Annotated in this window: 20 protein-coding genes and 1 pseudogene; 9 read left to right on the top strand and 12 right to left on the bottom strand. The window is 50.9% G+C overall.

Annotation, left to right across the window (positions count from 1 at the left end; all coding sequences use genetic code 11):
* Positions 1-120 precede the first annotated feature (120 nt).
* The 3 genes from JZI27_RS11540 to JZI27_RS11530 form a co-directional block, all read right to left on the bottom strand.
* The gene (locus JZI27_RS11540; protein WP_122909865.1) at positions 121-1,125 is read right to left on the bottom strand and encodes an LCP family protein; all 1,005 of its coding nucleotides are present in this window, start codon (positions 1,123-1,125) and stop codon (positions 121-123) included.
* Between the two features lie 226 nt (positions 1,126-1,351).
* Positions 1,352-2,527: a thiolase family protein gene (locus tag JZI27_RS11535; protein WP_122909864.1), complete on the bottom strand. Its 1,176-nt coding sequence runs from the start codon at positions 2,525-2,527 to the stop codon at positions 1,352-1,354.
* A gap of 68 nt (positions 2,528-2,595) precedes the next feature.
* Complete coding sequence (locus JZI27_RS11530) at positions 2,596-3,531, bottom strand: 50S ribosomal protein L11 methyltransferase (RefSeq protein WP_122909863.1); 936 nt, start codon at positions 3,529-3,531, stop codon at positions 2,596-2,598.
* A gap of 338 nt (positions 3,532-3,869) precedes the next feature.
* Between JZI27_RS11530 and csaB the strand changes: the two genes are divergently transcribed.
* Positions 3,870-4,973 carry a polysaccharide pyruvyl transferase CsaB gene (csaB, locus tag JZI27_RS11525; protein WP_122909862.1) on the top strand — a complete coding sequence of 368 codons (1,104 nt, stop codon included), beginning with the start codon at positions 3,870-3,872 and terminating at the stop codon, positions 4,971-4,973.
* 40 nt (positions 4,974-5,013) lie between these two features.
* Positions 5,014-5,865 carry a class I SAM-dependent methyltransferase gene (locus tag JZI27_RS11520; protein ID WP_122909861.1) on the top strand — a complete coding sequence of 284 codons (852 nt, stop codon included), beginning with the start codon at positions 5,014-5,016 and terminating at the stop codon, positions 5,863-5,865.
* Positions 5,866-5,951: 86 nt separating this feature from the next.
* Here JZI27_RS11520 and JZI27_RS11515 read toward each other — a convergent pair.
* Positions 5,952-6,050, bottom strand: a pseudogene (locus tag JZI27_RS11515) (VOC family protein); the annotation flags it as partial.
* 282 nt (positions 6,051-6,332) lie between these two features.
* Here JZI27_RS11515 and JZI27_RS11510 point away from each other — a divergent pair.
* Positions 6,333-6,713 (top strand): hypothetical protein, encoded by a 381-nt coding sequence (locus JZI27_RS11510; protein ID WP_280207600.1) that lies wholly within the window; start codon positions 6,333-6,335, stop codon positions 6,711-6,713.
* 48 nt (positions 6,714-6,761) lie between these two features.
* Here the strand turns inward: JZI27_RS11510 and JZI27_RS11505 are convergent, their stop codons facing one another.
* The gene (locus JZI27_RS11505) at positions 6,762-8,399 is read right to left on the bottom strand and encodes a putative polysaccharide biosynthesis protein (RefSeq protein ID WP_122909859.1); all 1,638 of its coding nucleotides are present in this window, start codon (positions 8,397-8,399) and stop codon (positions 6,762-6,764) included.
* 184 nt (positions 8,400-8,583) lie between these two features.
* Here JZI27_RS11505 and JZI27_RS11500 point away from each other — a divergent pair, with 184 nt between their 5' ends.
* The gene (locus JZI27_RS11500) at positions 8,584-9,960 is read left to right on the top strand and encodes a phenylacetate--CoA ligase family protein (RefSeq protein WP_280207599.1); all 1,377 of its coding nucleotides are present in this window, start codon (positions 8,584-8,586) and stop codon (positions 9,958-9,960) included.
* Here the strand turns inward: JZI27_RS11500 and murJ are convergent.
* Complete coding sequence (gene murJ, locus JZI27_RS11495; RefSeq protein WP_280207598.1) at positions 9,935-11,461, bottom strand: murein biosynthesis integral membrane protein MurJ; 1,527 nt, start codon at positions 11,459-11,461, stop codon at positions 9,935-9,937. The two genes, JZI27_RS11500 and murJ, sit on opposite strands and share 26 nt — an antisense overlap.
* Before the next feature lie 168 nt (positions 11,462-11,629).
* Here murJ and JZI27_RS11490 point away from each other — a divergent pair, with 168 nt between their 5' ends.
* From JZI27_RS11490 to JZI27_RS11480, 3 genes are read left to right on the top strand one after another with little or no spacing between them, the layout of a single operon-like run.
* On the top strand, positions 11,630-12,892 hold the full coding sequence (locus JZI27_RS11490; protein WP_251243032.1) for an O-antigen ligase family protein: 1,263 nt from the start codon (positions 11,630-11,632) through the stop codon (positions 12,890-12,892).
* 4 nt (positions 12,893-12,896) lie between these two features.
* On the top strand, positions 12,897-14,522 hold the full coding sequence (locus JZI27_RS11485; protein WP_280207597.1) for a hypothetical protein: 1,626 nt from the start codon (positions 12,897-12,899) through the stop codon (positions 14,520-14,522).
* Complete coding sequence (locus JZI27_RS11480) at positions 14,515-15,330, top strand: hypothetical protein (protein WP_280207596.1); 816 nt, start codon at positions 14,515-14,517, stop codon at positions 15,328-15,330. Before JZI27_RS11485 ends, JZI27_RS11480 begins: the two co-directional genes overlap by 8 nt.
* Positions 15,331-15,376: 46 nt before the next feature.
* On the opposite strand, the gene JZI27_RS11475 is transcribed toward JZI27_RS11480, so the two are convergent.
* Genes JZI27_RS11475 through JZI27_RS11465 form a run of 3 tightly spaced genes read right to left on the bottom strand, consistent with a single transcriptional unit; the run spans position 15,377 to position 19,266 of the window.
* The gene (locus JZI27_RS11475; protein ID WP_251243035.1) at positions 15,377-16,627 is read right to left on the bottom strand and encodes an MFS transporter; all 1,251 of its coding nucleotides are present in this window, start codon (positions 16,625-16,627) and stop codon (positions 15,377-15,379) included.
* A gap of 56 nt (positions 16,628-16,683) precedes the next feature.
* The gene (locus JZI27_RS11470) at positions 16,684-17,844 is read right to left on the bottom strand and encodes an MFS transporter (protein WP_280207595.1); all 1,161 of its coding nucleotides are present in this window, start codon (positions 17,842-17,844) and stop codon (positions 16,684-16,686) included.
* Positions 17,845-17,898: 54 nt separating this feature from the next.
* On the bottom strand, positions 17,899-19,266 hold the full coding sequence (locus JZI27_RS11465) for a glycosyltransferase family 4 protein (protein WP_280207594.1): 1,368 nt from the start codon (positions 19,264-19,266) through the stop codon (positions 17,899-17,901).
* A gap of 144 nt (positions 19,267-19,410) precedes the next feature.
* On the opposite strand from JZI27_RS11465, the gene JZI27_RS11460 reads away from it, so the two are divergent.
* Both JZI27_RS11460 and JZI27_RS11455 read left to right on the top strand, forming a co-directional pair.
* Positions 19,411-20,556 (top strand): glycosyltransferase, encoded by a 1,146-nt coding sequence (locus JZI27_RS11460; RefSeq protein WP_280207593.1) that lies wholly within the window; start codon positions 19,411-19,413, stop codon positions 20,554-20,556.
* Positions 20,557-20,707: 151 nt separating this feature from the next.
* A complete protein-coding gene (locus JZI27_RS11455; protein WP_122909902.1) occupies positions 20,708-21,538 on the top strand; it encodes a M55 family metallopeptidase in 831 nt (276 codons plus the stop codon).
* Between the two features lie 63 nt (positions 21,539-21,601).
* Here the strand turns inward: JZI27_RS11455 and JZI27_RS11450 are convergent, their stop codons facing one another.
* The 3 genes from JZI27_RS11450 to JZI27_RS11440 all read right to left on the bottom strand — a co-directional run bounded on the left by JZI27_RS11450 (position 21,602) and on the right by JZI27_RS11440 (position 26,052).
* Entirely contained in the window at positions 21,602-22,900 is a 1,299-nt protein-coding gene (locus JZI27_RS11450) for a nucleotide sugar dehydrogenase (RefSeq protein ID WP_280207592.1), read from the bottom strand.
* 367 nt (positions 22,901-23,267) lie between these two features.
* On the bottom strand, positions 23,268-23,678 hold the full coding sequence (locus tag JZI27_RS11445; RefSeq protein ID WP_122909848.1) for a DUF350 domain-containing protein: 411 nt from the start codon (positions 23,676-23,678) through the stop codon (positions 23,268-23,270).
* 16 nt (positions 23,679-23,694) lie between these two features.
* Positions 23,695-26,052: an endonuclease MutS2 gene (locus tag JZI27_RS11440; RefSeq protein WP_280207591.1), complete on the bottom strand. Its 2,358-nt coding sequence runs from the start codon at positions 26,050-26,052 to the stop codon at positions 23,695-23,697.
* Position 26,053: the final 1 nt, after the last annotated feature.

Raw genomic sequence — 26,053 nt, 5'->3', positions numbered from 1 at the left:
TCATAACCTCTTCCCTACTCTTATTCTATTCTAAAAATAGTTAATTTTCCAACAAAATGTTACAACATGAAGTTTTCTTTCCAAAAACAAAAGAAGACGCCATTCGAAGCGTCTTCTTTTTTACGATGACGAAGACAAAACCGCTTGAATCTGCTGGCGGATTCTTTGCCGCTCTGTACTAGGCACCAAATGATACCAGCCCAGCACGCCATCCTGCCAGATCCGCTCATCTCTTCCTGTCAAGGTATCCGTCTGGAACAGGTTGTGGTTGTCACCCGGATTGCCATACGCGAGCAGCAAAGCGGCAATCTCTCCTTCTGTCAGGTCCATCTTGACGTGTTGACCCATAATTTGCATCAAGGCATGTATTTTCGACAAAGTTTCGGGAGAGGCTGCTTTGACCGCAATGGCTTGCATGATTTCCTGCTGTCTTGCGATGCGCTGGTAGTCGCTATCTTCTTTGCCCAGATCGCTTTTGCGGTAGCGTGCGTAGTCGAGAGCTTGCTCTCCATTTAGGGTCTGCATACCCGGCTGCAGATCGATATAAGTATCGTCGCTCGGATCGCTGTACTTCATTCTTTTCTTTACATCAATCGGAATTCCGCCGAGTTCATCCACGATCTTCCGAAAGCCATCGAAATCAACGGAAACGTAGCGATCAATCTCGATGCCAAGAAACGATTCGAGAGATTGCTTCACGAGCTTGGGACCGCCAAATGCCATGGCATGATTGACCTTGTCATGTCCTTTGCCGGGAATGTCCAGGTAGCTGTCACGAGGAATGGAGATGAGATAGGCGGACTGCTTGCCAGGGTTGATCGCTGCCAGCATGATCGTGTCGGAACGTGCTCGCTCGCCGTCTCTGCTGTCTATTCCCAGGATCAAAGCGACAAAAGGCTTCATGGGCGGAGATACGGAGGTCAGATCAATCACAGGCTCAGGCTCAGAGGGCGCTTTGGCAGTCTGCTGGACTTGACCATCTATCGGTACGTACCACTGTCGAACGAGCTGTCTGTACTCAATCGCAGCATAGCCTACCACTACCAGCATTGAGATGATGCAAATAGATACGAGATGAAAGGCAATGCGTTTTCCATACCGCTTGGCAAAAGACAGGAACTTCATACTTAGACCTCCCCCGTATAAAGAAACCTCTATCGCGCAGACTGTTGAACACGCATTAGAGGCAGGCTATTCTTGCTATATCGGGATGCGTTTGTCTGTAAGCTCTTTCTTTTCCGATACAGGAAATGAAAGTCCCCGTCAGTCTGTGGACAATGACAGGGACTTGTTTCCATTTTTAACAGGAGAGGCCTTGTTTAAACCTGAGCGCCAAGCGATTTTGTATGCGTTATGTGCGTTCTACGATCAGTGCCATGCCCATGCCGCCGCCCACGCACAGCGTAGCCAGGCCACGCTTTAGCTGGCGTCGCTTCATCTCATGCAGCAAGGTTACGACAATCCGGCAGCCCGTCGATCCCACCGGATGTCCGAGAGCGATCCCACTGCCGTTCACATTTGTGATTTCACGTGGCAAACCAAGCAGCTTTTCCACCGCCAAATACTGCGCAGCAAATGCTTCATTTACTTCGATCAGATCGATGTCGGCAAGCGTAAGACCTGCTTTTGACAACGCCTTATGAACTGCCGGAACCGGACCGTAGCCCATCAGATCAGGCTCGACACCCGCCACTGCCCACGAGACAATCCTGCCCAAAGGCGCAATGCCCAGCTCCCGTGCTTTGCTTTCCTTCATCAACAATGCGGCAGAAGCGCCGTCATTCAAGCCAGAGGAATTTCCCGGTGTCACAGTGCCATTTTCCCGGAAGCCTGGTCTGAGCTTGGCGAGGCCCTCCAGAGTCACGGCGCGGCGCGGGTGCTCATCAGTGTTGACCCATGAGATCTCCCCTCTTTTTTTCACAGGAACAGGAATGATCTCTTCAGCAAAAGTGCCAGAGTCGATGGCCTTGATTGCGTTTTGCTGGCTGCGCAAGGCGATCTCGTCCTGCTCTTCGCGTGATATGCCATAGCGATCAACCAGACGCTCTGCTGTCTCACCCATAAGAATCTGGTGGTGTGGGTCCGTGAGCAACTCCCACATCGCATCTGTCATTTCCCCATGCGTGAGTCTTTTTCCCCAGCGCGCGTTTTTCAGGACATACGGGGCATTGCTCATGCTCTCCACGCCGCCAGCCATGACGATTTCGTTGTCACCCAGCAAGATTTGTGAAGCTGCACTCACGATCGCCTGCATGCCTGATGCGCATTGGCGCTGGACTGTATAACCCGTAACCTCTTGTCCCAGACCTGCATCGATCGCAACCACCCGTGCGATGTTGGGTTCATCTGTACGCTGAATACAATTGCCAAGGACGATTTCTTCAACCAACTTAGGTTCTACCCCAGCCTTATCCAACACGCCGTTGACAGCCGTCTGCGCCAGCTTGCGAGCGCTTACATCTTTTAGAACACCGCCGAACGTACCAATCGGTGTCCGTCCGGCAGCAGCAATGACCACATGCTCCATTCCGCTTCCCCTCCAAAATTGTTTTTTTCTATCGTACCATTCGCCAGTTACAACGATGATTACCTGCTCTATTTTTTGGTGACTCCACTTTCTTTCATCAGGAGTGTCACCCATTCCTCGCTCTGACGCTCCCCCAGTGTTTGGAAGCCTGCCTGCTCGTACGTCGAACGGACCATCTCCCGGTTCCATTCCACCATCCCGGATAGCAGGAGGTAGCCGTCCGGAGCGATTCGTTCTTTGACTATCGGCAGCATCGCCACGTCTTCGTCCCCACCGATGTTCAGCAAAATCAAATCTGCCTGTTGCGGTAATTCTCGACGAACCGTATCCTCCAATGCATCTCCGACGATGATTTTCAGCGCGTGAGCTGGAAGTTGGTTGTTGGCGGCGTTTACTTCCATCTGATATTCGCTCTGCGGATTGATATCGACTGCATAGACGGGCTGACTCGCTCCATTGATTGCGCAGTACAAGGAAAGAATGCCCGATCCAGCTCCAATGTCGAGGACAACCTTGTCTTTCACAGTGATTTCCTGCAAGAAAAGTAAAATATCCTGGGTTGTACCATGATAGCCAGTCCCAAAAGCTGCACCAGGATCCATCCAAAGGATGTGCTTGGCTTCCTTCAGTGCTTCCGGCTCCGTCCAGGTCGGAGCGATCCACCAATCACCTACTTGCACTTCGCGAAACTCGTCCTTCCAGGATTCATTCTCTTCTGCCACTTGCGCCACTTCCAGAATGGAAATCGCCCCTGGCCAGCGCTGTATGTACACTCGTAAAAGCTGCTGATGCTCTTCCTCCTGCTGCACCATCGGTTCGAACACATAGACCGTGACCGCATCTTCTGTATTTTGTGCGAAATCGTAGCCGTTATCAGTAGTCAGCACCTCAAAGGGGGGCTCTACCCAGCCCAATGTGTACGGACTATCCAGCAGCTCGGCAACAAAAATGTCCTCCGTGTCCTGTCTTACTTTCAGTGTGTATTTCAACCATTTTTGTTCCACTTCACTCTTCTCCTTTTTACCTTGTCTATATGGAATGACACATAACCCGCTTCCTCGTTCACAACTGCCAATAGCTAGATAGTAGGCTGCATGGTATGATACTAGAATGGATTATTTACCTGCAAGGAGGTTTATCATGTTTGACGAATTTTTTTATCGGCGTCGCAAAAACAAAGGAATGTACATCCTGATGATCATCTTCGCGATCTTGGGTATCGGGATGTTTGCGATGGGCGTTTTCTTTTTCCTGTAGGGTTGCTTTACTTCCCATTGTTTACTCGATTATACTTGAGAATGTGTTTTTCCTGTACGTTTGATATAGAAAGAAGGTTCACTCCATGTCGCGAATTCTCATCTCCGGGTACTATGGCTTCAACAATGCCGGAGACGATGTGGTCCTTTACGGCATCATCAGCTCGCTCAAGCGGGAACAACCGAATATTTCCCTAGCTGTTCTCTCCAATCAGCCTGAGCGCACCGCTGAGCTATTCGGCATTGAAGCCTATGACCGTTGGAGCCTGGGTACCATCGTCCGCGAGCTGAAGCGAAGCGACATGCTGGTGATGGGCGGGGGAACACTGATGCAGGACGTAACCAGTCCACGAAGTGTCCTCTACTATCTGGGTATTGTCCTGATAGCAAAGCTCCTGGGCAAGCCTGTCGTCTTCTACGCACAAGGGTTTGGACCGATCCTGAAGTCGCTTAGCCGCTCCATGATCAAACGCGTCGTCAATCGGGTGGATGTGATTACTGTGCGCGATCACGAATCAGGAGAAGACTTCAAGGCCTGCGGTGTAAAACGTGCACCGATCCACATCACGGCAGATCCCGCTTTGACCATTTCCGCTGATGATATAACGGACAAGCGTGGAAAAGAGTTGTTACAAGGCTTGTTTGCCGACTCGACCAAACCATTGGTCGCCATCTCTGTACGGGACTGGAAGCAGGAGCAGCAGTTTAAACAAAGCATGGCGCTGGCAGCTGACTGGTTTATCGACCAGGGCTGGAATGTCTTGTTTCTGCCGATGCACGTCCCCAGTGATCTGGCTCCGTCCAAGCAGATCATGGAGCAGATGAAACAGCAGGGAGCTCGTCTTCTCGATACTCCCGTTACGTTCCATGATATCATGTCCGTGCTGAAACAATGTGACTACGTCGTCGGTATGCGATTGCACTCGCTCATTCTTGCATGCATGCTGCGCATCCCATTTACCGGAATATCCTACGATCCTAAAATCGATCGTTTTGTCGAACGCGCCGGAATGCCCAATGCCGGCCATATAACCCAACTGGACTCAGCCTCGCTACTAACCCTTCTTTCCGAACGGCTAAACATGCTGGATCAGGAGAAAGAAGTGATTGCGCGTCAGGCACAGCTTCTCGAAAAAGAGGCTGCGAAAAGCAGTGAGCTGGTCCTGCAGGCCCTGAGCAAAAAAGGTTGAGGGTATCTGATGAAAATCTAGAAGAAAGGTGGGCCGGATCATGTCTCTTTCCTCTCAGATGTTAATTGGCTTGAATCGTTTGTTTCCTCTCCCCGTTCACCCATTTAACCTGGCGAACGACGGGCAGATGAGCTATACCGAGTGGCAGTTCCAGAAAGGGGACCAGACGATTCAATTTTTCCTCCCCTTTCATTCCCAGGAACAGATGTTCACGGGTAAAACCGTCCTCGACATTGGTTGTGGAGGCGGCGGCAAGACCTGCTACTACGCAACCTTCCGTCCTGAAAAAATGATCGGGATCGATATCGTCCCCCACTATGCTGAGGAAGGAAATGCGTTTGCCAAGGAAAAAGGACTTGCTGACGTCGTTTCCTTCATGACGGGGGATGCGGCAAACATGACCTTTGCCGACAACACCTTCGACACGATCATCATGAATGACGCGATGGAGCACGTCGGAGAGCCGGAAAAAACGCTCGAAGAATGCTTCCGTGTACTAAAGCCAGGTGGACATCTCTACATCAATTTTCCACCTTACTATCACCCGTACGGTGCGCATCTATCTGATGCCATCGGGATTCCTTGGGTGCATGCCCTCTTTTCAGACCAGGCCTTGATCCGTGCATACAAAGAATTGGTTCGGGATCTGCCGGATGGCGCTGACCGCATTTCGTTTCGCTTCAGCACACAGCCTGATGGACGAGAGACGATCTCTTACATCAATCAGATGACCATCAAGCGCTTCCGTAGGATCCAACAAGGCGTTACTCAGCCTGCCGTCTACCAGCAGGAAATTCCGTTGCGCAATCAGCTGAAGGTATTGGCCGAGATGCCCGGATTGCGGGAATTTTTCGTCAAGATGGTAGTCTGTGTGTACCGGAAGGATAAATAGACTTTCAAGTGCATGAAAAAAGGATGCCCTAACAGCCATTCAGCTGTTTATGGGGCATCCTTTTTATTTGTCGTGATCCAGCATGTCTAGCTGTCGACAAGATTTAATTGCCAGGAAACGCCGTACCGATCCTGCACCCAAGCAAACTTTGAGCTGAAAGGATAGGCACCTAGAGGCATTAAGACGATGGATTTGCGTATTGGTATACACCCATTCATTTGACGGATGAAGAATTTCAGGAGCTCGTCCAATCTGTTAATCAGATTATTGAAAAAGCGATCCATAATGAGCCGACAACGGATCGTACCTCTCGAATCTTTGCAGGTATGTTTATTCCGCAAAAATCTTAATTGCATTTCAACAGCCTCATGAACCAGTTTCACGGATTTTAAACGAAGATATCCTTTCATTCACCTTTACTACACCGTTTTCGAATAGAGTGATTTACAAATAGGAGGCGATTATAGATGAGTGTTCAAGTTGTGCAGGGTGATCAAGATTTATTCTTGCATATTTCAGGCTGGACCGCAGTTGCCACTTTGAGAAGGAAGATAGCCATTCCCTACAGTACGGTCGAAGAAGTTCAAGTGGGAAATTTTCAGTTTCCCTGGACTGCTATAAAAAGAACGGGCATCACTTCGCTCGGCTATAAAGCTGGCCATTTCCTTATTGATGAAAAGAAATATTTCTTATCCTTTCATGATGACAATCGAGCAGTAATCCTGAGTTTGAAAGATAATGAATTTGACCATATTGTAATGGAAAGTGAAAATTCAGGAACCGGTATGCAATACTCTTGGGTGTTCATACTATCTGTTCCTGTTAATAAAGCCCAACTTCTCATTTGACTTACTGAGAAGTTGGGCTTCTGTTTTTTGCGTATTGGATATCCTTCTTTACTGTGACTTGGAGGACGCCTGTTTTTTCCGAATCATATTCATAAACGTTCGCAGCTTGTTGCCGCCGGGCAACCAATCCAGCTCCTTGTCATCGATAAGTGGTATCAACAACAGCAGTCCAAGATAGACAATCATTCCGACTGCAACGCCAGCTACGGTTTCCGCTGCCCCCAGCAGGCGCAGCTTGTCATTCCAGCCTAGCAAATATCCGACTCCTTCCGTCGTACCCCACGCCAATACCAGCATCAGATTGGCGACAAGGAGCGGGTAGAGCGTGTCAAAGCGCCAGTGAATGGGTACGTAGACAAGACGACTGATCGTGCGCATATTCAGGATGCAGACGAATGCCGTCGCACACAGCCAGGAGAGCGAAAGACCTTCCATCCCAAACCACGATGTGAACAGCAGCGTCGCAGCAATTTTGACGAGTACCCCGTACATCAGGTGGCGTGCCGGAATTTTTTCTTTGCCCACTCCTTGCAGGATTCCATTGGTCGCAAGCAATAGCGACAGCGGGATTGCAGTGACACCCAGAATCGCCATCGCGCGCGTGCCTTCTGCATCCCCATACAACGCCAGATTGGCACCCTCTGCTACCGCGGTCAGACCGAGGCCAGCTGGCAAGCCGATCAGCCAGGCAAAGCGGAGGGACAGCTTTGTCAGAGTCGTGACCCGCTCTTCATCCCCTTGCCTCTTTGCTTCTGCAATGGCTGGCACGATGGAAAGAGCAATCGAGGACCCGAAGAGGCTTGCCATCTGTAGTAAAGGGCCACCACGGCTGTAAATGCCAAACCAGGTATCCGCCGTCAGACCATCTACATGCCAGATGTAACGGAAGATGTTAATTGCTAGGAAAGAATCCGTCAAGCTGAAGATCGGAATCACCAGCGCGCTCAGGCATATCGGCCAAGCGATTCGCCACATCGTCGAAAAGAAGGCTCGATCATACCACCAGTCCAGACGATTCCACTGTCCGCCGGCAAAAACGGAGTTTTTCCGGTTGTGCAGCCACATGAGAAAAGCCAGGAAACCCAGACTTAAAAACGTGCTGATCATTGTACCGAAGTTGACGCCGGTAATCACCGTGTCCGTATCTTCTCCCAAACGGACCAGGTAAAGAGAGGCTATGAGGATAAAAGCTACCCGCAAAGTCTGTTCGACAATCTGGGACAGCCCGACATACATCATTTTCTGATGTCCGTAAAAGAAGCCTCGAATCACCGCAATGAGCGGCACAAACAATAAGGATAAGGATATTGCACGGATCGGTTCGATCAGATGCGGGTTTCCCATCAGCTTGGCAATCAGGGGTGAGCTGGCGTATAAAATCGCGAACAGGACAATCCCGATCCCGCCCATCATGACCATGCTTCGTGCCAGAATTTGTCCGACAGCGCCCTTCTTGCCTTCTGCCAAAGCTTCAGCAATCACTCTGGACAGCGCTACAGGCACACCTGCCGTTGCCAGCACGAGGAAGGTCAGGTAGAGCGGATAAACTTCCTGATAGAGTCCAAGACCACTGTCACCGACTATCTCCTGCAGAGGAATCCGATAAAACATCCCGATAATTTTAGATAAAACTCCTGCTATAGCGAGTATCAACGCGCCAGCAAGGAAATGGCTTTTTTTCAACATGGGTAACTCCTTTGTTCACGTCCCGGACTTGGGGGTCTCCCAACTGGCATGAATCCACTCTCTATCCTACTATCATTTTCCCGTTCCAGCAAACAGGTATAACGATGCAATTCGGCAGGAATACTGGTGAAAAACAGATTCCAACGACTTCTTTGAATCGTCTGCCTGACAAGGTGGAATGGTCGTGCCTGCAACCGGTTTTTGGATTCGCCGTATACAGTGGCCACTGATGGAAACATTCAAGGAGAACCGTACACGTCAATACATGTCTGAAATGCTGCTAGCACAAAGCTTGGAGAAGGAAGCGTTGCTTGAAAGTCAAAGAAAGAAGCTAGCGAGTTTGCTCGATCACGCCGTCCGCCACGTTCCGGCTTACACGGAATTCGCAGCGGAATGGGAAACGAATCGCGACCTGCCCGAGCGTTTTTTGCAGCGTCTCCCCATCCTGGACAAGACGCGCTTTCGGATGAATCCCGATCCTTACCTCTCTCGACATGCAAACCCGGCCAAGCTCATTGGCAACAGGACGGGCGGTTCTACCGGTGAGCCCACACGCTTTTATCTGGATCGCCCTGCTGTCAAGCGGTATGAAGCAGCTCGTTGGCTAGGGCTCTCTTGGCATGGAATCAACATCGGAGATCCATGCGTCATGATCTGGGGCTCACCTCTGGAATTGAATCAGCAGCAACAAAGCCGTCACCGCTGGAAGGAACGCTGGCTGAAGAATCGGCTGATTTTGTCTGCCTACGACATGGATGAGAAACAGCTGGACACATATAGGAAGCTGATACAACGCTTTCGGCCAACCTACTTGTACGGATACGCCTCGGCACTGTACACGCTTGCCAGTATGCTGAAACAGCGCGGTCTTGTTCTCGGTATCCCTTTAAAAGCCGTCGTCTCCACAGCCGAAAGCTTGTACGAACATCAACGCAAAACGATGGAGGAAGCGTTTTTAGCTCCTGTCATCAACGAATACGGTGCTCGTGACGGCGGGATGATCGCCTACCAGTGCCGCAAGGGTCATATGCATATCTTTAGCGAGAATTGCTATTTGGAGGTTGTAGATCCGACTACAGGACTGCCGCTCTATCCTGGTGAGGCAGGGGCAGTCCTCGTAACGGACCTGCACAACACGGTCATGCCTCGCCTGCGCTACCAGCTGGGAGATGTTGTAGCCCTTTCCACCCAAACCTGCGATTGCGGCATCAACTACCCCTTGCTGAAGCAGATAGACGGCAGAGAAGACGACATGTTCATTTCCCAACAGGGAGGGCTCGTGCACGGCCACTACTTTAACCACATCGTGCGAAACATGGACAGCTTTCGGACGTTTCAGATCGTGCAGCATGAGCCCAATCATCTGAGCCTGAAGCTGGTCAAGGAGCCCAGCTCCTATCAGCCTGCTGATGAGACTCGGCTTTTAGCCGGCATTCACGACGCTTTAGGTGATGTCAGCATACAGGTCGCTTACGTCGATCATATTCCGCCGAGTGCTTCAGGAAAAACGCGATACGCCATTCGGGAGTGCCCGCTTACGACTGCCCACGGGATGGAGTGACACGCTTCAAAACCTTTTGCAGCAATTCCGCTACGAGCGGTTCACGCATCAGGACCAGAGATGCACTGTATAGCAGCATTCCGATGCCGATGCCAAGGATCAGGTACAGCCAGAGTGCAAGCTGAGAAAGCATGGGATCTAGCAGCAGTATCCCTGCCGCCATAATCCCGCACGACAGAATGGTCCTTGCCATCGTCCATAAAAAACTGGACTTCACAGGGGTTCCAACAGCCCGCCAAAGCAATAGAAATAGCAGAAGCGCCTGACTGAAGGCGGATACGGCTTGTGCCAGTGCGATGCCTCCATGTTCAAGGGACGGGATCAACAGCCAGTTTGCAGCCACGTACACCCCGATCCCGACCACCCCGATGGTGACGGGTGTACGCGTGTTTTCCAGCGCATAGAAGGCACGGGTCAGCAAGTCTCTCGCAGCCAGCGCATAGAGTCCCAGTGCATAGAAGGGCAAGGCCCAAGCGGTCAAAGCTACGGATTGTTCGTCGAATGCTCCTCGCTCAAACGCAAGGCGAATGATGGGTTCTGCGTACAACGAAAGTCCGACTGTAACCGGAATTAATAGGATAAACAGATAGGCGAGGCCTTTTTGCAGAATGTGCTTCATCTCCCCCATCTCTCCCCTCTTCACGTGGGTAGCGAGCAAAGGAAAGAGCGGCAGGGTAAACGCACCTACAAAAATCGCCATCGGCATTTGAACGATCTGATTGGCGTTGGCTAATGCTGAGATCACCCCGGTACCGACGGATTCTGCGAAGCCGCGCTCCAAAAAGGTGGTTGCCTGTGCCACGACAGCACCGATCAAGATCGGTATCACTCTCTCCCCCATTCCAGCAAGTGCTTCATCTTTTTTATAGGAAAAAGAGAGGCGATGCTGATAGCCAAAACGGCGCAGTGTCGGGAGCATGGTGGTCATGGCTGCCAGATAGCCGAGCGATGTCGCAATCGCCAGACCCGTTGGACCGTAGAGCGGGACCAAAACATACATGCTGCCAATCACGATAGCGCCGTTGGCAACGGTTCCCAATGTCGGGGTAAAGAAATGCTGATGGACATTGCACATACTGGACCACAAACCGGTCAAACCGATGAAGACTGCAGACGGCCACATCCACTGCAGCATCTCTGCGGTCAGGTCGAGCTTGGCCCCCGTCAAGCCGAACATCCCAGCTATTTCATGGGCAAACACTACCCCAAGTAGAGCGACCGTACCAAAAACACCCAAAATGATGCCCAGCATTTTGTGATAAAGCACATCCGTGCGTTGTTCCATTTCCATCAAACCGCGCATCGTCGGGATCAGGACCGCATTAATCGCTCCGGGAATGACGAGAAAGAGCGTCAAGGGAATGGTCGCCGCGATGTTGAAGGCGTCTGCCTCCATCCCTGTCCCATACAAATTGGACACGTATACGCTTCGAAAAAAACCTAGGAGTCTTCCAACCAGCGTCAGTACGACGATCATGGAAGCGGTTTTGAGCAAACTCATTTCACTAATCCCCTTAATTCGGTCTAGCACTTTTTTCTTGAAAATACCTTGCTATCATATCTCATTTCTACGGGTCCTACCAAGCACTTTCCCTTCCAGCTTGCTTGGAGGTTGTAAAATTCATTATAATGGGTTGGTTAATCCCTGCGTAGGAGGACTACAAATCAAATGAGAGATACCGTGTTGAAGTGGGGAGGACAATCAAACACTTGGTTGTACTTGCTATTGGCCTACCCCCTTATCGATTACCTGTTGCGGAACATTCTACCAATTCCAGTCGTTTCGTCTTTTTGGGATGAGGTTTTACTGATTGTCTTGTCGTTGTTTACCTTCTTCGCCTATCTGGAAGGAAAGCGTGCCATGCCAGGGATCAAGCATGTACTGGCTGCGTTATTCGTACTCGGGGTGGCGCTGATGGTGACGGATATGGCCAACTGGAAAGCCAGTGTGGAAGGCTTCCGGTCTATCTATCAGTATCTCATTGCCTTCTTTATGGGATTTTATCTGCTCAAATCCATTGAGCAACTGGAAAATCTCTTAAAAGGACTCGTCATCGTCGGCTTTTTGACCGGCTTGTACGGGGTGATGCAGGTCGTGCTTGGCGTAGAAACACCTGGCTCTTGGGTACAGGAAGGCGAAGCCATTACCACACGCGCTTTCTCCTTCGTCACAAGTCCCAACGTGCTCGGCAGCTACATGGCATTGATTGCACCGATCGCTACCGGACTGTTCCTCAAAACCACGAGCCGTAAGGAAAAGCTGATCTGGTCTGTCGTTACGCTGGTTACTTTGCTCGCGTTGCTGCTGACTGCATCCCGCGGTGCCTGGTTCGCTCTCGCGTTTTCGCTGTTCATCTGTTTCTACCTATGGAAAAGGCGGATCGCTCTGTATCTCGTACTCGCAGGAATTATTGCTGTCATTGGACTCTACAATGTACCTGATTCCGTTCCCATGCTAGGATCATTGAAAAATCGTGTATTTGGAATTTTTACGCCGGAGTACCTGGCGTCGAGTATGCAAGCAGGACGCCTGGACCGTTGGGGCGACGCTTATGACAAAATGCGCATCGAGCCGCTTTTTGGTGTGGGACTGGGCCATCATGGCGGTGCGGTAGGATATCGCCATTTCGGGACTATCTACTCCGACAGTTATTTCTTTAAAAGCTTGGCCGAATTTGGTCTGATCGGAATTACCCTGCTGCTTATTTTTGTCACGATGATGCTGAGAAACGGAGTCAGAGCTGTAAAAGCGTGGCGCAACTCCCCCCACTTTTTCTTACTCTTAGGTTTGTTCGGAGGGCTATTCGCTGTCGCTTTGCACAATTTCGTAGAAAACATTTTCGAGGTGCCGTTCATGGCTCTCTACTTCTGGCTGTTTGGTGGTATTTTCAGTGCGCTGCTTGCCGATCAAACACAATCAAAAAGGGGGTGAATCCATGCGCAGCAATTCAATCGTACAGAGCCTGGGGTGGGCCGTATACGCCATCGCCCTGTTTCTGATCTACCATCTGCTCGTCAAGCCGGCATTCCTTGATCTGACCTGGATCGCCTTGCTTGTCTTTCTACCATTGCTGGCTGGATTCTACTTCTTGATCCATCCTAGCGAACGTCGCCAGGTTCTGGTTTTCACCATCGGCTTTCTGCTGCTAGACCGTGCGCTAACACGCGTAGATGTCAAAACAACAGCTGCTATCCTGATCGGCGGAGCGATCGCCGTGATCGTGATTGGCCTGCTTGTCAAATGGTACGGACGCCTCAACTGGAAAGCAGTAGGTGCCTTGGTCATCATCGCCCTGCTTGCCAATGTCACGTTCAACCGCTATACCTTAACGGCCTTAAGCCATTTCACTGTGACGGAAGAGACGGAGCGCCTTTACAACGGTGAATGGGTAGACTACTTCCCGATCACACTCTACGATGTCGATGGAGATGGCAAACAGGAGATTGTCACCTACGGCAATGCAATGGAACTGCCTTTGCCGGAGACCGTGGAAAAACCGGAGACAGAAGAAGAAAAGAAAGCCTTGGCTGAAAAGCTGCTTCACCTTCAGCCTGAGCCTGTGTCCCTGTACGTCATGCGCTGGCAGGATGGCCAACTGGTTCGGATGGACAACAAGGAACTTTCGCCAGAAACCCTGGCACTCATCCGTGAGCAGATGCCGACGGACTATCCGGGCTTTCCTTACTATACGATGAAGGATGATCAGCTCGTTCCCAACGTCCAGCGTCAGAACTACGCAGAAGCCATGCTGCAAGTCGGTACAGCTCCATACCGCGCTTTCCTTTTGGATATGGAGAACATCGCCAACAAGCTGGCAGAGAACAAGGGTAGCATGGACTTGCGCCAGGAGCTAGGGCGCAACTACAAGGATTTGCACATCATCGATGGAGTCCTTACTGGAACCTATGATGGCAAGCCTTTTAGCGGCCCTACTGACGCTACCAAGCTACTGACGACCATGATGCTGCCCGACGGACGGGAAGGCCTGATGATCATGGGCCAACACATTAGCGTCATGACCGTGGAAGCGGACGGTTCACTTAAGGAAGCCTACGTCCTCACCCGTAAGGAAGCGGAGCTGGCCACTGCCGAATTTATCCCGGCCGATATCGATCATGACCAAGTGGATGAGCTGCTTTTGGCAGGCAAACCTTCCTACATTTTAAAACCGACTCCTGAAGGAACGTGGGATATCCTCTGGAAAAGCGCGGACGGCGATGATAGCTTCCGTTTCTCCAATTACGCTGCTGTAGGAAATGGCAAGGCTGAAATTATCGCCAAAGCGAAAAGCTGGGTCAGTACGACAGACAGCCGTTATTTAAGTGGATTTGACTATACGCCGGCAGGCTTGAAGGAAAACTGGCGCATTTACCTGCCACTCATCAACGTGCAAATCGGCGATATCGATGGCGACCAGCAAAACGAGATTATCGGAACCATTTACAACACACACCGCATCCTGGTGTTCAAACAGCACGATATTCCTGTCATTCCAATCACGATTGCCATTTTTATCGGGTTGGTGGCCTATGGAATCGTAAGGAGGGTTCGCCATGCGTAAGCAATCAAAAATCTTTTCCTTGCTTGCTTCCGTCTGCATCGCTGCCCTGCTTGGCGGTTGCACCTACGAATCAGGTACGAAGTCATTCGCGACCACCAATTTCAACAATACTCCCTCTCAAAATACAGAGGGGCTGAATGAATCAGGAGCAGAATGGCTGCAGTACGCGCTGGAAAAGGCGAAAACCGACCCCGACGCACAAAAGTACTGGTACAAGGGACATGTCAAAAACATGATTCTCTCCCGATCTGTCACCAGCATGTTTAACGGAGCGGTCGTCAATGACAAGGGCTACAACGTCGATGCGCGCATCGCGGCTCAGCCCTATCAATACTACCGGATCGATGACAAGCACTTCATTCGCGCCAAGGACTACTGGGTGACGGCGAGAGACGAGCCGCTCGCTTTTGATGTACTGGCAGGATTTGATGACTGGCTGCCATTTATGGACAAAGCGGTTCAACTTCCCGATGACAAGGTTTACGGTACATTGAGCGCTGTATTTCAATTGAAAATGACCGGTGCCGAATGGCTGGCGAAAAGTCAGAGTCCCTTGTTTGAACCTCTGAAAAAGCAGCTGGGAGACCGCCCTGACCTGGAGTACATCCTGAATGAATCCACGATCAAGACAACCTTCTGGATTGGCAAGGAAGATCGCTTGATCCACCAGTACCAGACTTGGATCATTCTCCCTCTGCCAGAAGCAGGCACAATGGACCAGGAAGTCTTCTTCCAGCTCTACAAGTACGATGATCCTGGCATTCACATCAAGGACCCTGCAGAAGTAGAAAAATACCTGCTGCACTAACAAAAAAATAAGCTTGCCTGCTACACATAAGCAGGCAAGCACGTTATTACGACCTGACACTCACAGTCAGGTCTTTTTTCTCTCTACTTTGCAGCGTACTCGCCACACCCAGGAGTACCGTGAGAGCACCGGCAAGACCGAATACCCAGCCCAGACCGAGCCATTCCCCCAAGACAGCCCCGATAGAGGGCGCCGTCAGAATGGCGATGCCCTGCACCGCCATCGCTACAGCAGATACACGTCCGATCAGCTCGGGTGGCGTCTGCGTCTGAATGAGGTAAGCGTAAGGAACCGTCATGCCCACACCTACAGCACCCGCAAAGGCAAAGTTGATCACCCAGAAAATCGTATTTCCATATCCAATGCCATAGATCGCTCCTCCAGCTACGATAAGCAGCTGCAGACCGGACACGATTCTGCCAAAAGCCATAAACAGAATGGGATTCCTGCGCCACGCGGTGAATTGACCCACCAGCAAAGCTCCACACACAGAGCCGCAGCCAAGAGCAGCCGTAACCAATCCATAATCCATAACATCCAAACCCAGCAATTTGATTAAAGGGGGGAAAAAGCCGTCGTAGAGAAAGATGATGAACATCGACAGCCCTACGATCATCACTGCCGAACGCATCAGGCGGTTGCCAAATAAAAAACGGATGCCTTCGGTGACTTCCCTCGTAAAGCTTGGCTTGCCGTCCAGTTCACGATTGACTGCCGCAGCTGGGATAAAAGGCAAACGCAGCATGATCAAAAGTGCGATAACAAAAAGCACTCCTTCCACTGCGAAGACCGCTGTGGTGGAGGAATACGTCAGTAAAAGCCCCCCTAGAGCTGGACCGATCATTTTCATGCCATTGTTCACCATTTGCCCCAAAGAGCTTGCTTCTGCCATCTCCTCTTGGTCTACCAAATGGCGAAGCATGGACTGTCGGGCAGGTTCGATCACGGAGGCCAATGATGACTTCAAAAAGATTAAGGGAAGCAGCACATAGAGATTGGGGGCGAGCAGAAACCCTGCGATCACCAAAATACGCAATCCCGTACTAAGCAGTAAGACCGTTCGACAGGACAGCCGATCGACCCAGACTGAAGCCAAGGGTCCAACGAACAAAAATGGGGCTCCCATCGCAATCACCGCAGCGGAATTTGCTGCAAGTCCGAGGTTCCAGGTAAATGTAATCAGTGCCCCAATAGCCAGCAAGTCCAGCCAATTTCCCAGATCGGCAAATATTTGAGAGAGAAAAAAAGTGCGATACGAGCGATTCCTCAAAGGAGTAAATACGTTTCTTTTCATCATCCTGTCATCCTTCCTTGTTACTCCTCTTACCTTAACAAGGGAATGTCAGAGATGTATCAAATACTCCGCTTCTCCAGAAAGAGACTGTACAAAAAGGCGGCGAATGAAAAGAAGGCCATTGCCCAGTACAGATAGGAGCCTCCAAGCATCTGAAAAACCCAGCCGCCAGCTATCGACCCAACTATTCCGGAGAGGCCAAAAAACAAGACGGCCAGAACGGTCTGCCCCGTCGCCTTCCACTCTTCGGGAATAATGCGGTACAGATATTGAATGGATGCTGTATAGAAGATGACAAAGGTGATCCCCTGCGTGATTTGCAGGTAGACGACCCAATCCGCAGAAGGTGCGAGGGCACACAGGACGTAGCGTATCGTATACAATACTGCGGCTGTGGTAATCAGCCTGATCTCACTCCATCTCTGCAAAAGCCGCGCACTGATCGCAAAAAACACCACTTCACTGATCGCAGCCAAAAACCAAGCCTGCCCCACATCCCCCGTACTGCCGCCCAAGCTCTGTACGTACACTCCGAGGAAGCTGTCGTTGGTTCGATGCGGAGTAGAAGCCAGCAGGACAAGCAAGAAAAAGCGCAGGGTGCGTGGATAGAAAAAAAATTGCTTCAGCTCCTGAAAAGAGAGCTTATTCTTGCTGGCAGGAGCATCCGGCACAAACAGGCAAATGGCAAACGTCAGTGTACCAAAAGTCAGATAGAGCCACGCCAGGGAGTCCATCCCCCACACATCGACCATCCAGCCAATGACGAGCGAGGAGGAAGCAAAGCCAATTGCTCCGTAAGTACGAATCGAACCAAAGCTGATCTTGTTATCTTCGGCAATCCGGTAATTCAGACTCTCTGTCAGCGGATCTGTTGGCATCAGAAAAAAATACATAGCTGCAACCAGCAGGAACAGGATAGAAAACTGAGAGCTAGTAAACAACAAGAAACCGATCGCTACAGAAAAGCCGACGGTCAATAAAATAATCCGTTTGATCGTCTTAGCTCTGTCGCTCAGCATTCCCCAAAATGGCTGCGACAAAATTCCGATGAACGATCCCACTCCTACTAAAAGACCAAGCTCAGCTGGAGAAATGCCACGATGGGTGAGATAAATCGGCAAAAAAGAAATAAACATAGAAAGAATCGAAAAGTAAAAAAAATTGTAAGCTCGCAATCGTTGAATCGCCATGTTCACTTTCGTACCACACTCGTTTCTCATTCTCGTTTAAAATACCCCGCAACCAATCGTCGCAGGGTAATCGAAAAGCACGTACTATAATCGTTGGATACCGATGACGTCATTCATCAGCTGGGCCAGCTGTCTAGCCTGCTCACGCCGTTCGTACGGCTTCACACGTTCGGCGAAGTCAGCTCCACGCCCTTCAGCATCTGTAGTGGCAGCAGCTGCCTTCCACTCGCGATACAGCCGTAGATAGGCCTCCTTGATCGCAGCCTTGTCCTCGGGGTCTGCCACCTGACCGAGTTGGAACTGCTCGATGATGTCTGTAGCCTCTCCCGCTTTGTTGAGCGCGAGAATCGGCTTGCCTACTCCCATGTACTCATACAGCTTGCCAGGAATGTAGGCGCCAGCATCTGCTGATACATCTCCGATCAACAGCAGGGCGTCAGCACCCTTCATCAGGCCGAGTGCTTCTTTGTGGGGAAGATTGCCCATCAGACGGACGTTGTCCTGCAGTTTCAAGCGTTCTACGCAATCACGGTTCTCACTATAACCGGGGTAGTCGAATACGCCTGCAAAGCTAAGCAGCAGATCATGTGGATCGATTTCTCCAGCGTCGATCAGTTCTCTGATCGCTTCAAGGAGCAAGCGTGGATTGCGTTTTTGATACAGAATACCAGCGTAGACGGCGTGAAATTTCCCAAGAACGCCATGCAAAGGCTGTAATCCTTCAAAATCGGCTTGGTCAAATCCATTGTAGATCAGCTCCAGCCGCTTGATCCAGGCGCCGTGCTTCTTACGGAAATTATCCGCAAACGTGGCTGTTACCGTCGTGATCGCATCCGCTTCTGACATCACGCCTGTCTCCATTCTCTCCTCCAAACGTTCCCGCCAGGCGATGCCCGAGGTATGCATATTTTGCGTCCAGGGATCGCGAAAGTCAGCAATCCATCGACAGCCTGTTTCACGCGCCAGCTTTCGTGCTACCAGATGATTGGTGACGGGTCCCGAGGTAGAGAAAATCACATCTATCTTTTCCCGCCGCATGATCTCCCTGCCCAGCTTGACAGCATTCGGCATCCAGAGAATCTGGTCATCGGGGATCAGCAGATACGGTTTCATTTTCTTCAAAAATTGAATCACTTGTTTTTTCAAAACGGATTTTATGGAAGGTTGTGGCGGTGTTACGGCTGTTCCATCGCTAGAGGTCACCGCAGCACTGGCTGCCCCTCGATTGGGGATGAGCTGCATTTCCTTCGCCCGGTGAATCTTTACTTCTTTTGGCAATTGCGCCAGAAGACTGGGATCCAAAGTAGCATGATAGGCGGGTTCAACAGTCAGCACGTGGACATTCCAGCCATACTCTCCCAGATATTTCGCCATTTTTAACGGGCGCGGCACTCCACCGCCGCCGATGGGCGGAAATCCATAGCATATGATTAACACATTGTGGGCATTCATTCTGGTAACCTTCCTTGTCCTTTTCGTCTCATCTTGTTTGCTATTTCACTCACTTACGATACCATAAGTGGCGTCTTATTGCGAATCTACCGGGCATCTGCTATAGTGAAAATGGCTTTGTCATTAAGATTCGGGTGAATTTACATGAGTAAACTACGAGTCCTCCACGTAATTGGCGGAGGAGAATTTGGCGGCGCGGAACAGCATATTCTCAATCTTGTCTCCACTTTTCCAGCTGAGGAAGTGGAGGTGGCAGTCGTGTGTTTTTACGACGCCCTTTTTGCAAGCGAGCTAAGAAAGGCAGGGATCCAGGTGCTGACACTGGATCAATTTGGTCGTTTTGACCTGCGCCTTTTACGAGCTTTGAGAAAGACGTTTCAAGACTTCCAACCAACCATTATCCATACACACGGCATCAAGGCCAATTTTTTTTCCAGACTGGCTTCCAGAGCCTTAGGCATACCGCTGGTCACTACCGTACATAGCTCCCTTCGCTACGATTACGCCGGTGCTCTTGCCTATGCCATCGTCAGCTTGATGGAACGGGGAACACGCCTATGGAATCGACACTACATCGCGATCAGTGAGGCGATAGCGGAGATTTTGCGAAGTCAGGGAGTTCCTGCCAAGCAAATCAGTGTCATTTACAACGGGACGGATTTGACGCCCTATCGTCAGACCCAGCTTCGGGAGTCGGACCGGGATCGGTTGCGCAAGGAATGGAACATCCCGGATGACGCTTTCCTGTTCGGGACAGTGGCTCGCTTTGTTCCAGTAAAAGGCTTGCCGTATTTGATTGATGCCTTTGCCCAGTTGCTCGCAGAGTCAGACGAGGATCTTACGCATGCTCCTTACCTCGTCATGGTCGGAGACGGCTCCGATCGCCTCATGCTGGAAGACAAGGTTCGGGAGCTGGGCTTGGAATCCCGTGTACGTTTTGCTGGCTTTAGGCAGGATATTCCCGCTTGCTTGCACGCCTGTGACGGCTTCGTCCACTCTTCTATTTACGAAGGCCTGGGCTATACCATCATTGAAGCGATGGCCTCTGAGGTTCCTGTCGTAGCCAGTCATGTAGGAGGCGTAAAAGAATTCGTCTTCCACGACCAGACCGGACTGATTGTCCAGCCAGGCGATGTACAGGGACTTACTCGCGAAATGAAGCGGCTCCTAGAATCGTCAGAGCTGCGAAACAAGCTGGCTGACAACGCTTTGGAGAATGTAGAGCGCACATTTACGATTGAGCAGATGACCAAACAAATTATTGCGCTATACAAGAAGCTGCTTACCTAAAAATCGCAAGCACGACCTGTCTTTTCCAATTACTAGACAGAGGTCGTGCTTTTCTCGTTGACGTATTTTGGGTTGCCTAAATATCCACAATTTGGTTTGATAGAGTGGAAATGATCATTTTATGAAGCGCCAAGAAAGGTTGGAGATCAGCATGAAACTTTTTCTTTCTGTAGACATGGAAGGAATCTCCGGGATTGTGGATGCGTCGTACATCAACCCTGATACTGGTGGGGTCAATTATCAACGCGGTCGTCAGTTCATGACACAGGATGCCAATGCCGTCATTGAAGCAGCCCTCGACTGGGGCGTAACTGAAATCCTGGTAGCCGACAGTCATAACACCATGAACAACATCCTCTGGGAATCGCTGCATCCTAAAGCTCGCCTGATTGCGGGTACACCGCGTGATTACTCGATGGTTCAAGGCCTGGACGAGAGCTTCGACGCCGCCATGTTTATCGGGTACCATACACGCCAGGGTGTACCGGGTGTACTCAGCCATACTATGTCCGGTGTCATTCGCAATCTGTACGTCAACGGTCGTGTCGTCGGCGAATTTGGCTTTAATGCGATTTATGCCGGACTGTACCAAGTGCCTGTCTGTATGGTATCAGGGGACAACCTGATTGCGCAGGAAGCGAGCGAGCTGATCCCTGGCATCAGCACAGCAGTCGTGAAGCATGCTGTCTCACGTACCGCTGCCTTGTGCCTCTCACGTGAGGAAGCTACTGCAGAATTAAAGCAAAAGACAAAAGCAGCTCTCTCCAACCTGAAGGATATCGCTCCATTCCAAACGGCTACGCCTTTAGAGGTAGCCATTGAATTCGCGCATGCTGGCCAAGCGGAATTGGCTTCTATCGTGCCCGGTGCACATTACGAGACTGAAAGCGACACCGTCTACTTCAAGGCAGCCGATCAGCAAGAAATGTACAAAACCATGCGGGCGTTGCTCAACCTCGCTGGTGGTGCCGAATTCTTCTAAGCTGCACATGCAAAAACCTCGCCAACGCGGTTCTTAAGCCCGTTTGGCGAGGTTTTTTATTGGTTAGATGCGGACCACGGTAACGGTCTGATCCAGTTCACGCGGAATCCGATTTTTCGTATCGAACAAGACAGGGGATCCAGCCATACTCGAAACCAGGCTCGTCCAATCGATATCAGCAAATTCCTTTTGCACAGCAGTCAGCAGCAAAGCATCTGCTCCTTGAACAGCCTCCTGCAGTGTATTGGCCTTGTGCTCATAGCGAGTGGGCACGGCAGGATCATAGGAGACGACCTCTACCCCTCTCGACTGCAGATTGTTCACCAGATCATGCACAGGACTTACGCGATCATCGTTGGAGAAGTCTTTCATGGCAAGTCCCAAAACCGCTACTCGGCTTCCTGACAGCCTTTTCCCTTTATCCTTGAGCGCATTTTCCAGCATATCAATCAGCACATCCGGCACTCCGTCGTTGATGTGTCTGGCCTGCTGTAGAAGTGGCAGCGACACGCCCAGCTCACGTGCTTTTGGCTGGAGGTAGTACAGGGCATTCGGCAGACAGAAACCGCCAACACCCGGTCCAGGCGTCAACAGATTTACCCGTTTATGCGTGTTGGCTACCTTGATCAGTTCGAAGGTATCAATGCCAAAAGACTCCGCAAAGCGGGCAAACTCTTGAACCATCGCAATATTTACATCGCGTTGAATGTTTTCAATTACTTTCGCTGTCTCGACCACGCGGATATCCGAGATGGTGACATCCGTTTCACTGATCACGGAAAGCAATTCTTTTCCTTTGATCGCACTCTGCTCGTTGATTCCTCCGAGTACAAGCGGCATGTGAATGAACTCTTCGAATGCCCGTCCCTCAGCAATACGCTCCGAGCAATAGGTCAAATAAAAATCGGTACCCGCTACCAGGCCACTGACTTCTTCCAGAATGGGTGCGAGCACTTCTTCCGTTGTACCCGGAACTACTGTACTGCGGATCATGATGGTATCGCCTTTTTTCAGGACACTTCCCAACGTCTGGGCACAGCTCTTCAACGGTCCCAGATCTGGGTCTCCATTGTGGACAGGGATGCCAGCTGTCACGATATAGTGGTTTACTTCTTTCGCTGCCTCTTCGTAAGAGGTTGTAGCACGGAATCTGCCGGCTGCAATCTGCTCTTTCAGAATCTCAGGCAGTGTTTTACCCTGATAGGACTCCATATGGTGGGAATGGCCCGCATTAATCTCATCGACGACGCGAGGCACAACATCAATCCCGACGACGTTTGCTCCTTTCATGGCGTAGGTTAGCGCCAACGGCAAACCGACAAATCCCAATCCGACAACAGCTACGCGCACAGGCTGAGTCATTGCGTATCTCCTCTTTCACGTTCTCTAGTATTGCGTGAGCATCGTACAATCGCTACGCTGAATTCTTTCGGCTTTCGCTTAACTTACAACAGGTAGTAGACACCTGCCAGGACAAACAGTGCACATAATACAATGAGCACCTTGTACAAGGTTTCCAAGGACGCTCCTCCCCATAATTGACAGAATCAGAAAGGGTAAACGTACAAAGCCAAGCTTGCTTCCTGATCCTGCAAGAATAACCAACCTCTAATACGAAGTCGCCCATCCTTGAATTGGCTCGATAGAGGTTTTCGTAAAACATGTCTTCGCCAATGGCTAATTATACTCCCGATTTTGCTCGGGTTCAACCTGATGCCAGACTTACAGCCTATCGGATGAGACTGGCCCCGATGATGTAGGAAAATCCGATGGAAATCATCATGGCTATAAAGCCGATCGCCAGATTTCCTTTGGCAATTTCGTCGTCGATCTTATAGCCTGGCGTCATGAATTCGAACACGAAATAACTGATGAGCAGCAGCAGGAAACCGAATGTTCCCCAGATTAAGCCCTGCCCAATCGAGACGTGCTCGGAGATAGAGTACCGGAAAATATTGGCGGTGCCAAAAATCTTTCCACCGGTCGCCATAGCCACCGCCAAATTCCCTTTCTTTAACTCCTCCCAAACCTGGTACTTTGTCACCAGTTCAAACAAGGACAAGAACACGATCATCGCCAGTCCCGTTACAGCAAAATGTGCTCCCGTAGCAAAATACGGGTTGTGCAGAAGGCCCCCCATACATTCTCCTCCACGATTATTTCAATTCCGCAATCGTAGCACCTACGCCGCCTTCTCCCTGGCCGCCTAGACGGAATGACTTGACGTTGCGGTGTTGTCTCAGGTATTCATGTACGCCTTTACGCAAGACACCAGTACCATGACCGTGAATGATCGAAACAGAATGAAGTCCTGCCAAAAGGGCATCGTCCAAAAACTGATCGATCTCCCGGATACTGTCTTCCACATTGTAGCCGCGCAGATCCAGATCCATCTTGATGTTGTCGCTTCTGCGTTTTACCGATGTGTACGGTTGCGCCTGTTGCTGGGTATTCGCTGCTTTCAGGACGTTCATGTCTTCGCGCTTGACTTTCATTTTCATGATGCCGATCTGAACCAGGAACTCGTCATTGTTTATTTTTTCGAGCACGGAGCCTTTTTGTCCAAAGCTGGTGACCATGACCTCGTCCCCTACCTTGATCTGTGTAGCGCGTACAGCTTTTGCCGGCTTCTTCACTTTTTCCTTTTCCAGCTCCAAGACTGCATTGCCCAGACGTTTTTTGGCTTCGATCAGACGGTGTTCCTTGATATCCACACCGAGGTCACGCATATCGCGCAGCTCGCGAATGATCGTCTCTGCCTCTTCCTTGGCCAGCTGCACGGCGATTCTCGCCTCATCCTCGGCTTGCTCCATGCGTTTGTTCTTCTCTTCTGCGAATCTGGCTCTTTCTTCCTCCAGCTCACGACGCAAAGCTTCTGCTTCCCGGCGCAGCTTTTCTGCTTCCTGACGCTCTGCTTCGGCTGTCTTGCGATTTCTCTCCAGGGAAGCAATCATGCTCTCCACCTGGTTGTCTTCCTCGCTGATGGAGCCCCGTGCCACCTCAATGATGTGTTCGGGCAGGCCGAGACGACGCGCGATGGCAAAAGCATTGGATCGTCCTGGCACCCCGATCAGCAGTCGATAAGTAGGGCGCAGCGTTTCTACATCGAACTCTACGCTGGCGTTGATCACTTCCGGTCTGTCATAGGCGTATGCCTTCAGTTCACTGTAGTGCGTAGTCGCAATCAGCCTTGCCCCGGACGAAATCACATGGTCGATGATGGACATGGCCAGCGCGGCCCCTTCTGTCGGGTCTGTACCGGCCCCCAGCTCATCGAAGAGCACCAGACTTTTCTCATCCATCGTAGCCAGTATGTGAATGATATTGGTCATATGACTGGAAAATGTGGACAAGCTCTGCTCGATGGATTGCTCATCCCCGATGTCTGCAAATACGGAGGAAAAGACGGTCATTTCACTCTCTTCCTCAGCCGGGATATGCAAGCCCGACATCGCCATCAGAGAGAGCAAACCAATGGTCTTGAGGGAAACAGTCTTCCCTCCCGTATTGGGTCCTGTCACGACGATGGCCTGATACTCTCCCCCCAGCTCCACATCTACCGGAACCACAACCTCACGAGGGATCAGCGGATGGCGAGCCTTTTTCAAACGCAGATATCCCCGATCGTTCAGACGTGGACAGATCGCCTTCATGCTCCAGGCAAGCTGTGCTTTGGCAAACATGAAGTCAAGCTCTGTCAAGGCATCTACGTTCTCCAGCAGGGCTTCTACCGCAAAGGAAACCTGTTCCGTCAACAGATATAAGATCCGCTCTACTTCGCGTTCTTCGCGCAGACGAAGCTCCCTCAGCTTGTTGTTCATCTCGACGATGACTTCCGGCTCGATAAACAGCGTCGCCCCAGAAGCCGACTGGTCGTGTACGATTCCGCCAAAGACATGCCGGTACTCCTGTTTGACCGGGATGACGAAGCGATCCCCACGGATGGTGACGATGCTCTCCATGAGCATTTTTTGGTACGAAGAGGAACGCGTCATCTGATCCAGCTTTTCACGAATCCGTGACTCAAGCTGTCTGATTTCCTGGCGGACCTGGCGAAGCTCTGCGCTGGCGCTATCGAGCACCTCGCCATTTTCATCGATACAGCGGCGAATCTCCGTCTCCAGCTCGCGCAGTCCTTCGATCCGCTCTGACTGAAATTGCAGCAGGGGAAGCTCTACATTTTCACTCATGTCCAATAAGAAATTCTTCAAGCGGCGTCCTGATCCGATCGTACTGGCAATGTCCAAAAGCTCGCCTGGCGCCAGCATTGCATTGAGTCGGGCGCGCTGTACAGGTCCACGAATGTCCCTGATTCCACCGAGGGGGGCGCTTCCTTTTAAGCGTAAAACCGTTGCGGCTTCCGCTGTTCCTCTCTGGGCGACACTGACTTCTTCAAGCGTCAGGTGCGGAACGAGCGCTGCTGCTTTTTCTTTTCCATATGTGCATGATGCCTTGTCTACCAACATGGCGATCATTTTGTCGTATTCCAAGGTTTTTAACACCCGTTGTTCCACT

This window comes from Brevibacillus sp. AY1 (assembly GCF_029870785.1).
GTDB lineage: Bacteria > Bacillota > Bacilli > Brevibacillales > Brevibacillaceae > Brevibacillus > Brevibacillus invocatus.
This window is presented reverse-complemented; position numbering and strand designations above follow the sequence as displayed.

Coding starts and splice junctions, on each gene's coding strand:
- murJ (WP_280207598.1), bottom strand. CDS start 11,461: ATGAGTTTGCTCAAAACCGCTTCCATGATCGTCGTACTGACGCTGGTT.
- JZI27_RS11490 (WP_251243032.1), top strand. CDS start 11,630: ATGAGAGATACCGTGTTGAAGTGGGGAGGACAATCAAACACTTGGTTG.
- csaB (WP_122909862.1), top strand. CDS start 3,870: ATGTCGCGAATTCTCATCTCCGGGTACTATGGCTTCAACAATGCCGGA.
- JZI27_RS11460 (WP_280207593.1), top strand. CDS start 19,411: ATGAGTAAACTACGAGTCCTCCACGTAATTGGCGGAGGAGAATTTGGC.
- JZI27_RS11455 (WP_122909902.1), top strand. CDS start 20,708: ATGAAACTTTTTCTTTCTGTAGACATGGAAGGAATCTCCGGGATTGTG.
- JZI27_RS11445 (WP_122909848.1), bottom strand. CDS start 23,678: ATGGGGGGCCTTCTGCACAACCCGTATTTTGCTACGGGAGCACATTTT.
- JZI27_RS11540 (WP_122909865.1), bottom strand. CDS start 1,125: ATGAAGTTCCTGTCTTTTGCCAAGCGGTATGGAAAACGCATTGCCTTT.
- JZI27_RS11465 (WP_280207594.1), bottom strand. CDS start 19,266: ATGAATGCCCACAATGTGTTAATCATATGCTATGGATTTCCGCCCATC.
- JZI27_RS11470 (WP_280207595.1), bottom strand. CDS start 17,844: ATGAGAAACGAGTGTGGTACGAAAGTGAACATGGCGATTCAACGATTG.
- JZI27_RS11480 (WP_280207596.1), top strand. CDS start 14,515: ATGCGTAAGCAATCAAAAATCTTTTCCTTGCTTGCTTCCGTCTGCATC.
- JZI27_RS11485 (WP_280207597.1), top strand. CDS start 12,897: ATGCGCAGCAATTCAATCGTACAGAGCCTGGGGTGGGCCGTATACGCC.
- JZI27_RS11450 (WP_280207592.1), bottom strand. CDS start 22,900: ATGACTCAGCCTGTGCGCGTAGCTGTTGTCGGATTGGGATTTGTCGGT.
- JZI27_RS11510 (WP_280207600.1), top strand. CDS start 6,333: ATGAGTGTTCAAGTTGTGCAGGGTGATCAAGATTTATTCTTGCATATT.
- JZI27_RS11475 (WP_251243035.1), bottom strand. CDS start 16,627: ATGATGAAAAGAAACGTATTTACTCCTTTGAGGAATCGCTCGTATCGC.
- JZI27_RS11520 (WP_122909861.1), top strand. CDS start 5,014: ATGTCTCTTTCCTCTCAGATGTTAATTGGCTTGAATCGTTTGTTTCCT.
- JZI27_RS11535 (WP_122909864.1), bottom strand. CDS start 2,527: ATGGAGCATGTGGTCATTGCTGCTGCCGGACGGACACCGATTGGTACG.
- JZI27_RS11505 (WP_122909859.1), bottom strand. CDS start 8,399: ATGTTGAAAAAAAGCCATTTCCTTGCTGGCGCGTTGATACTCGCTATA.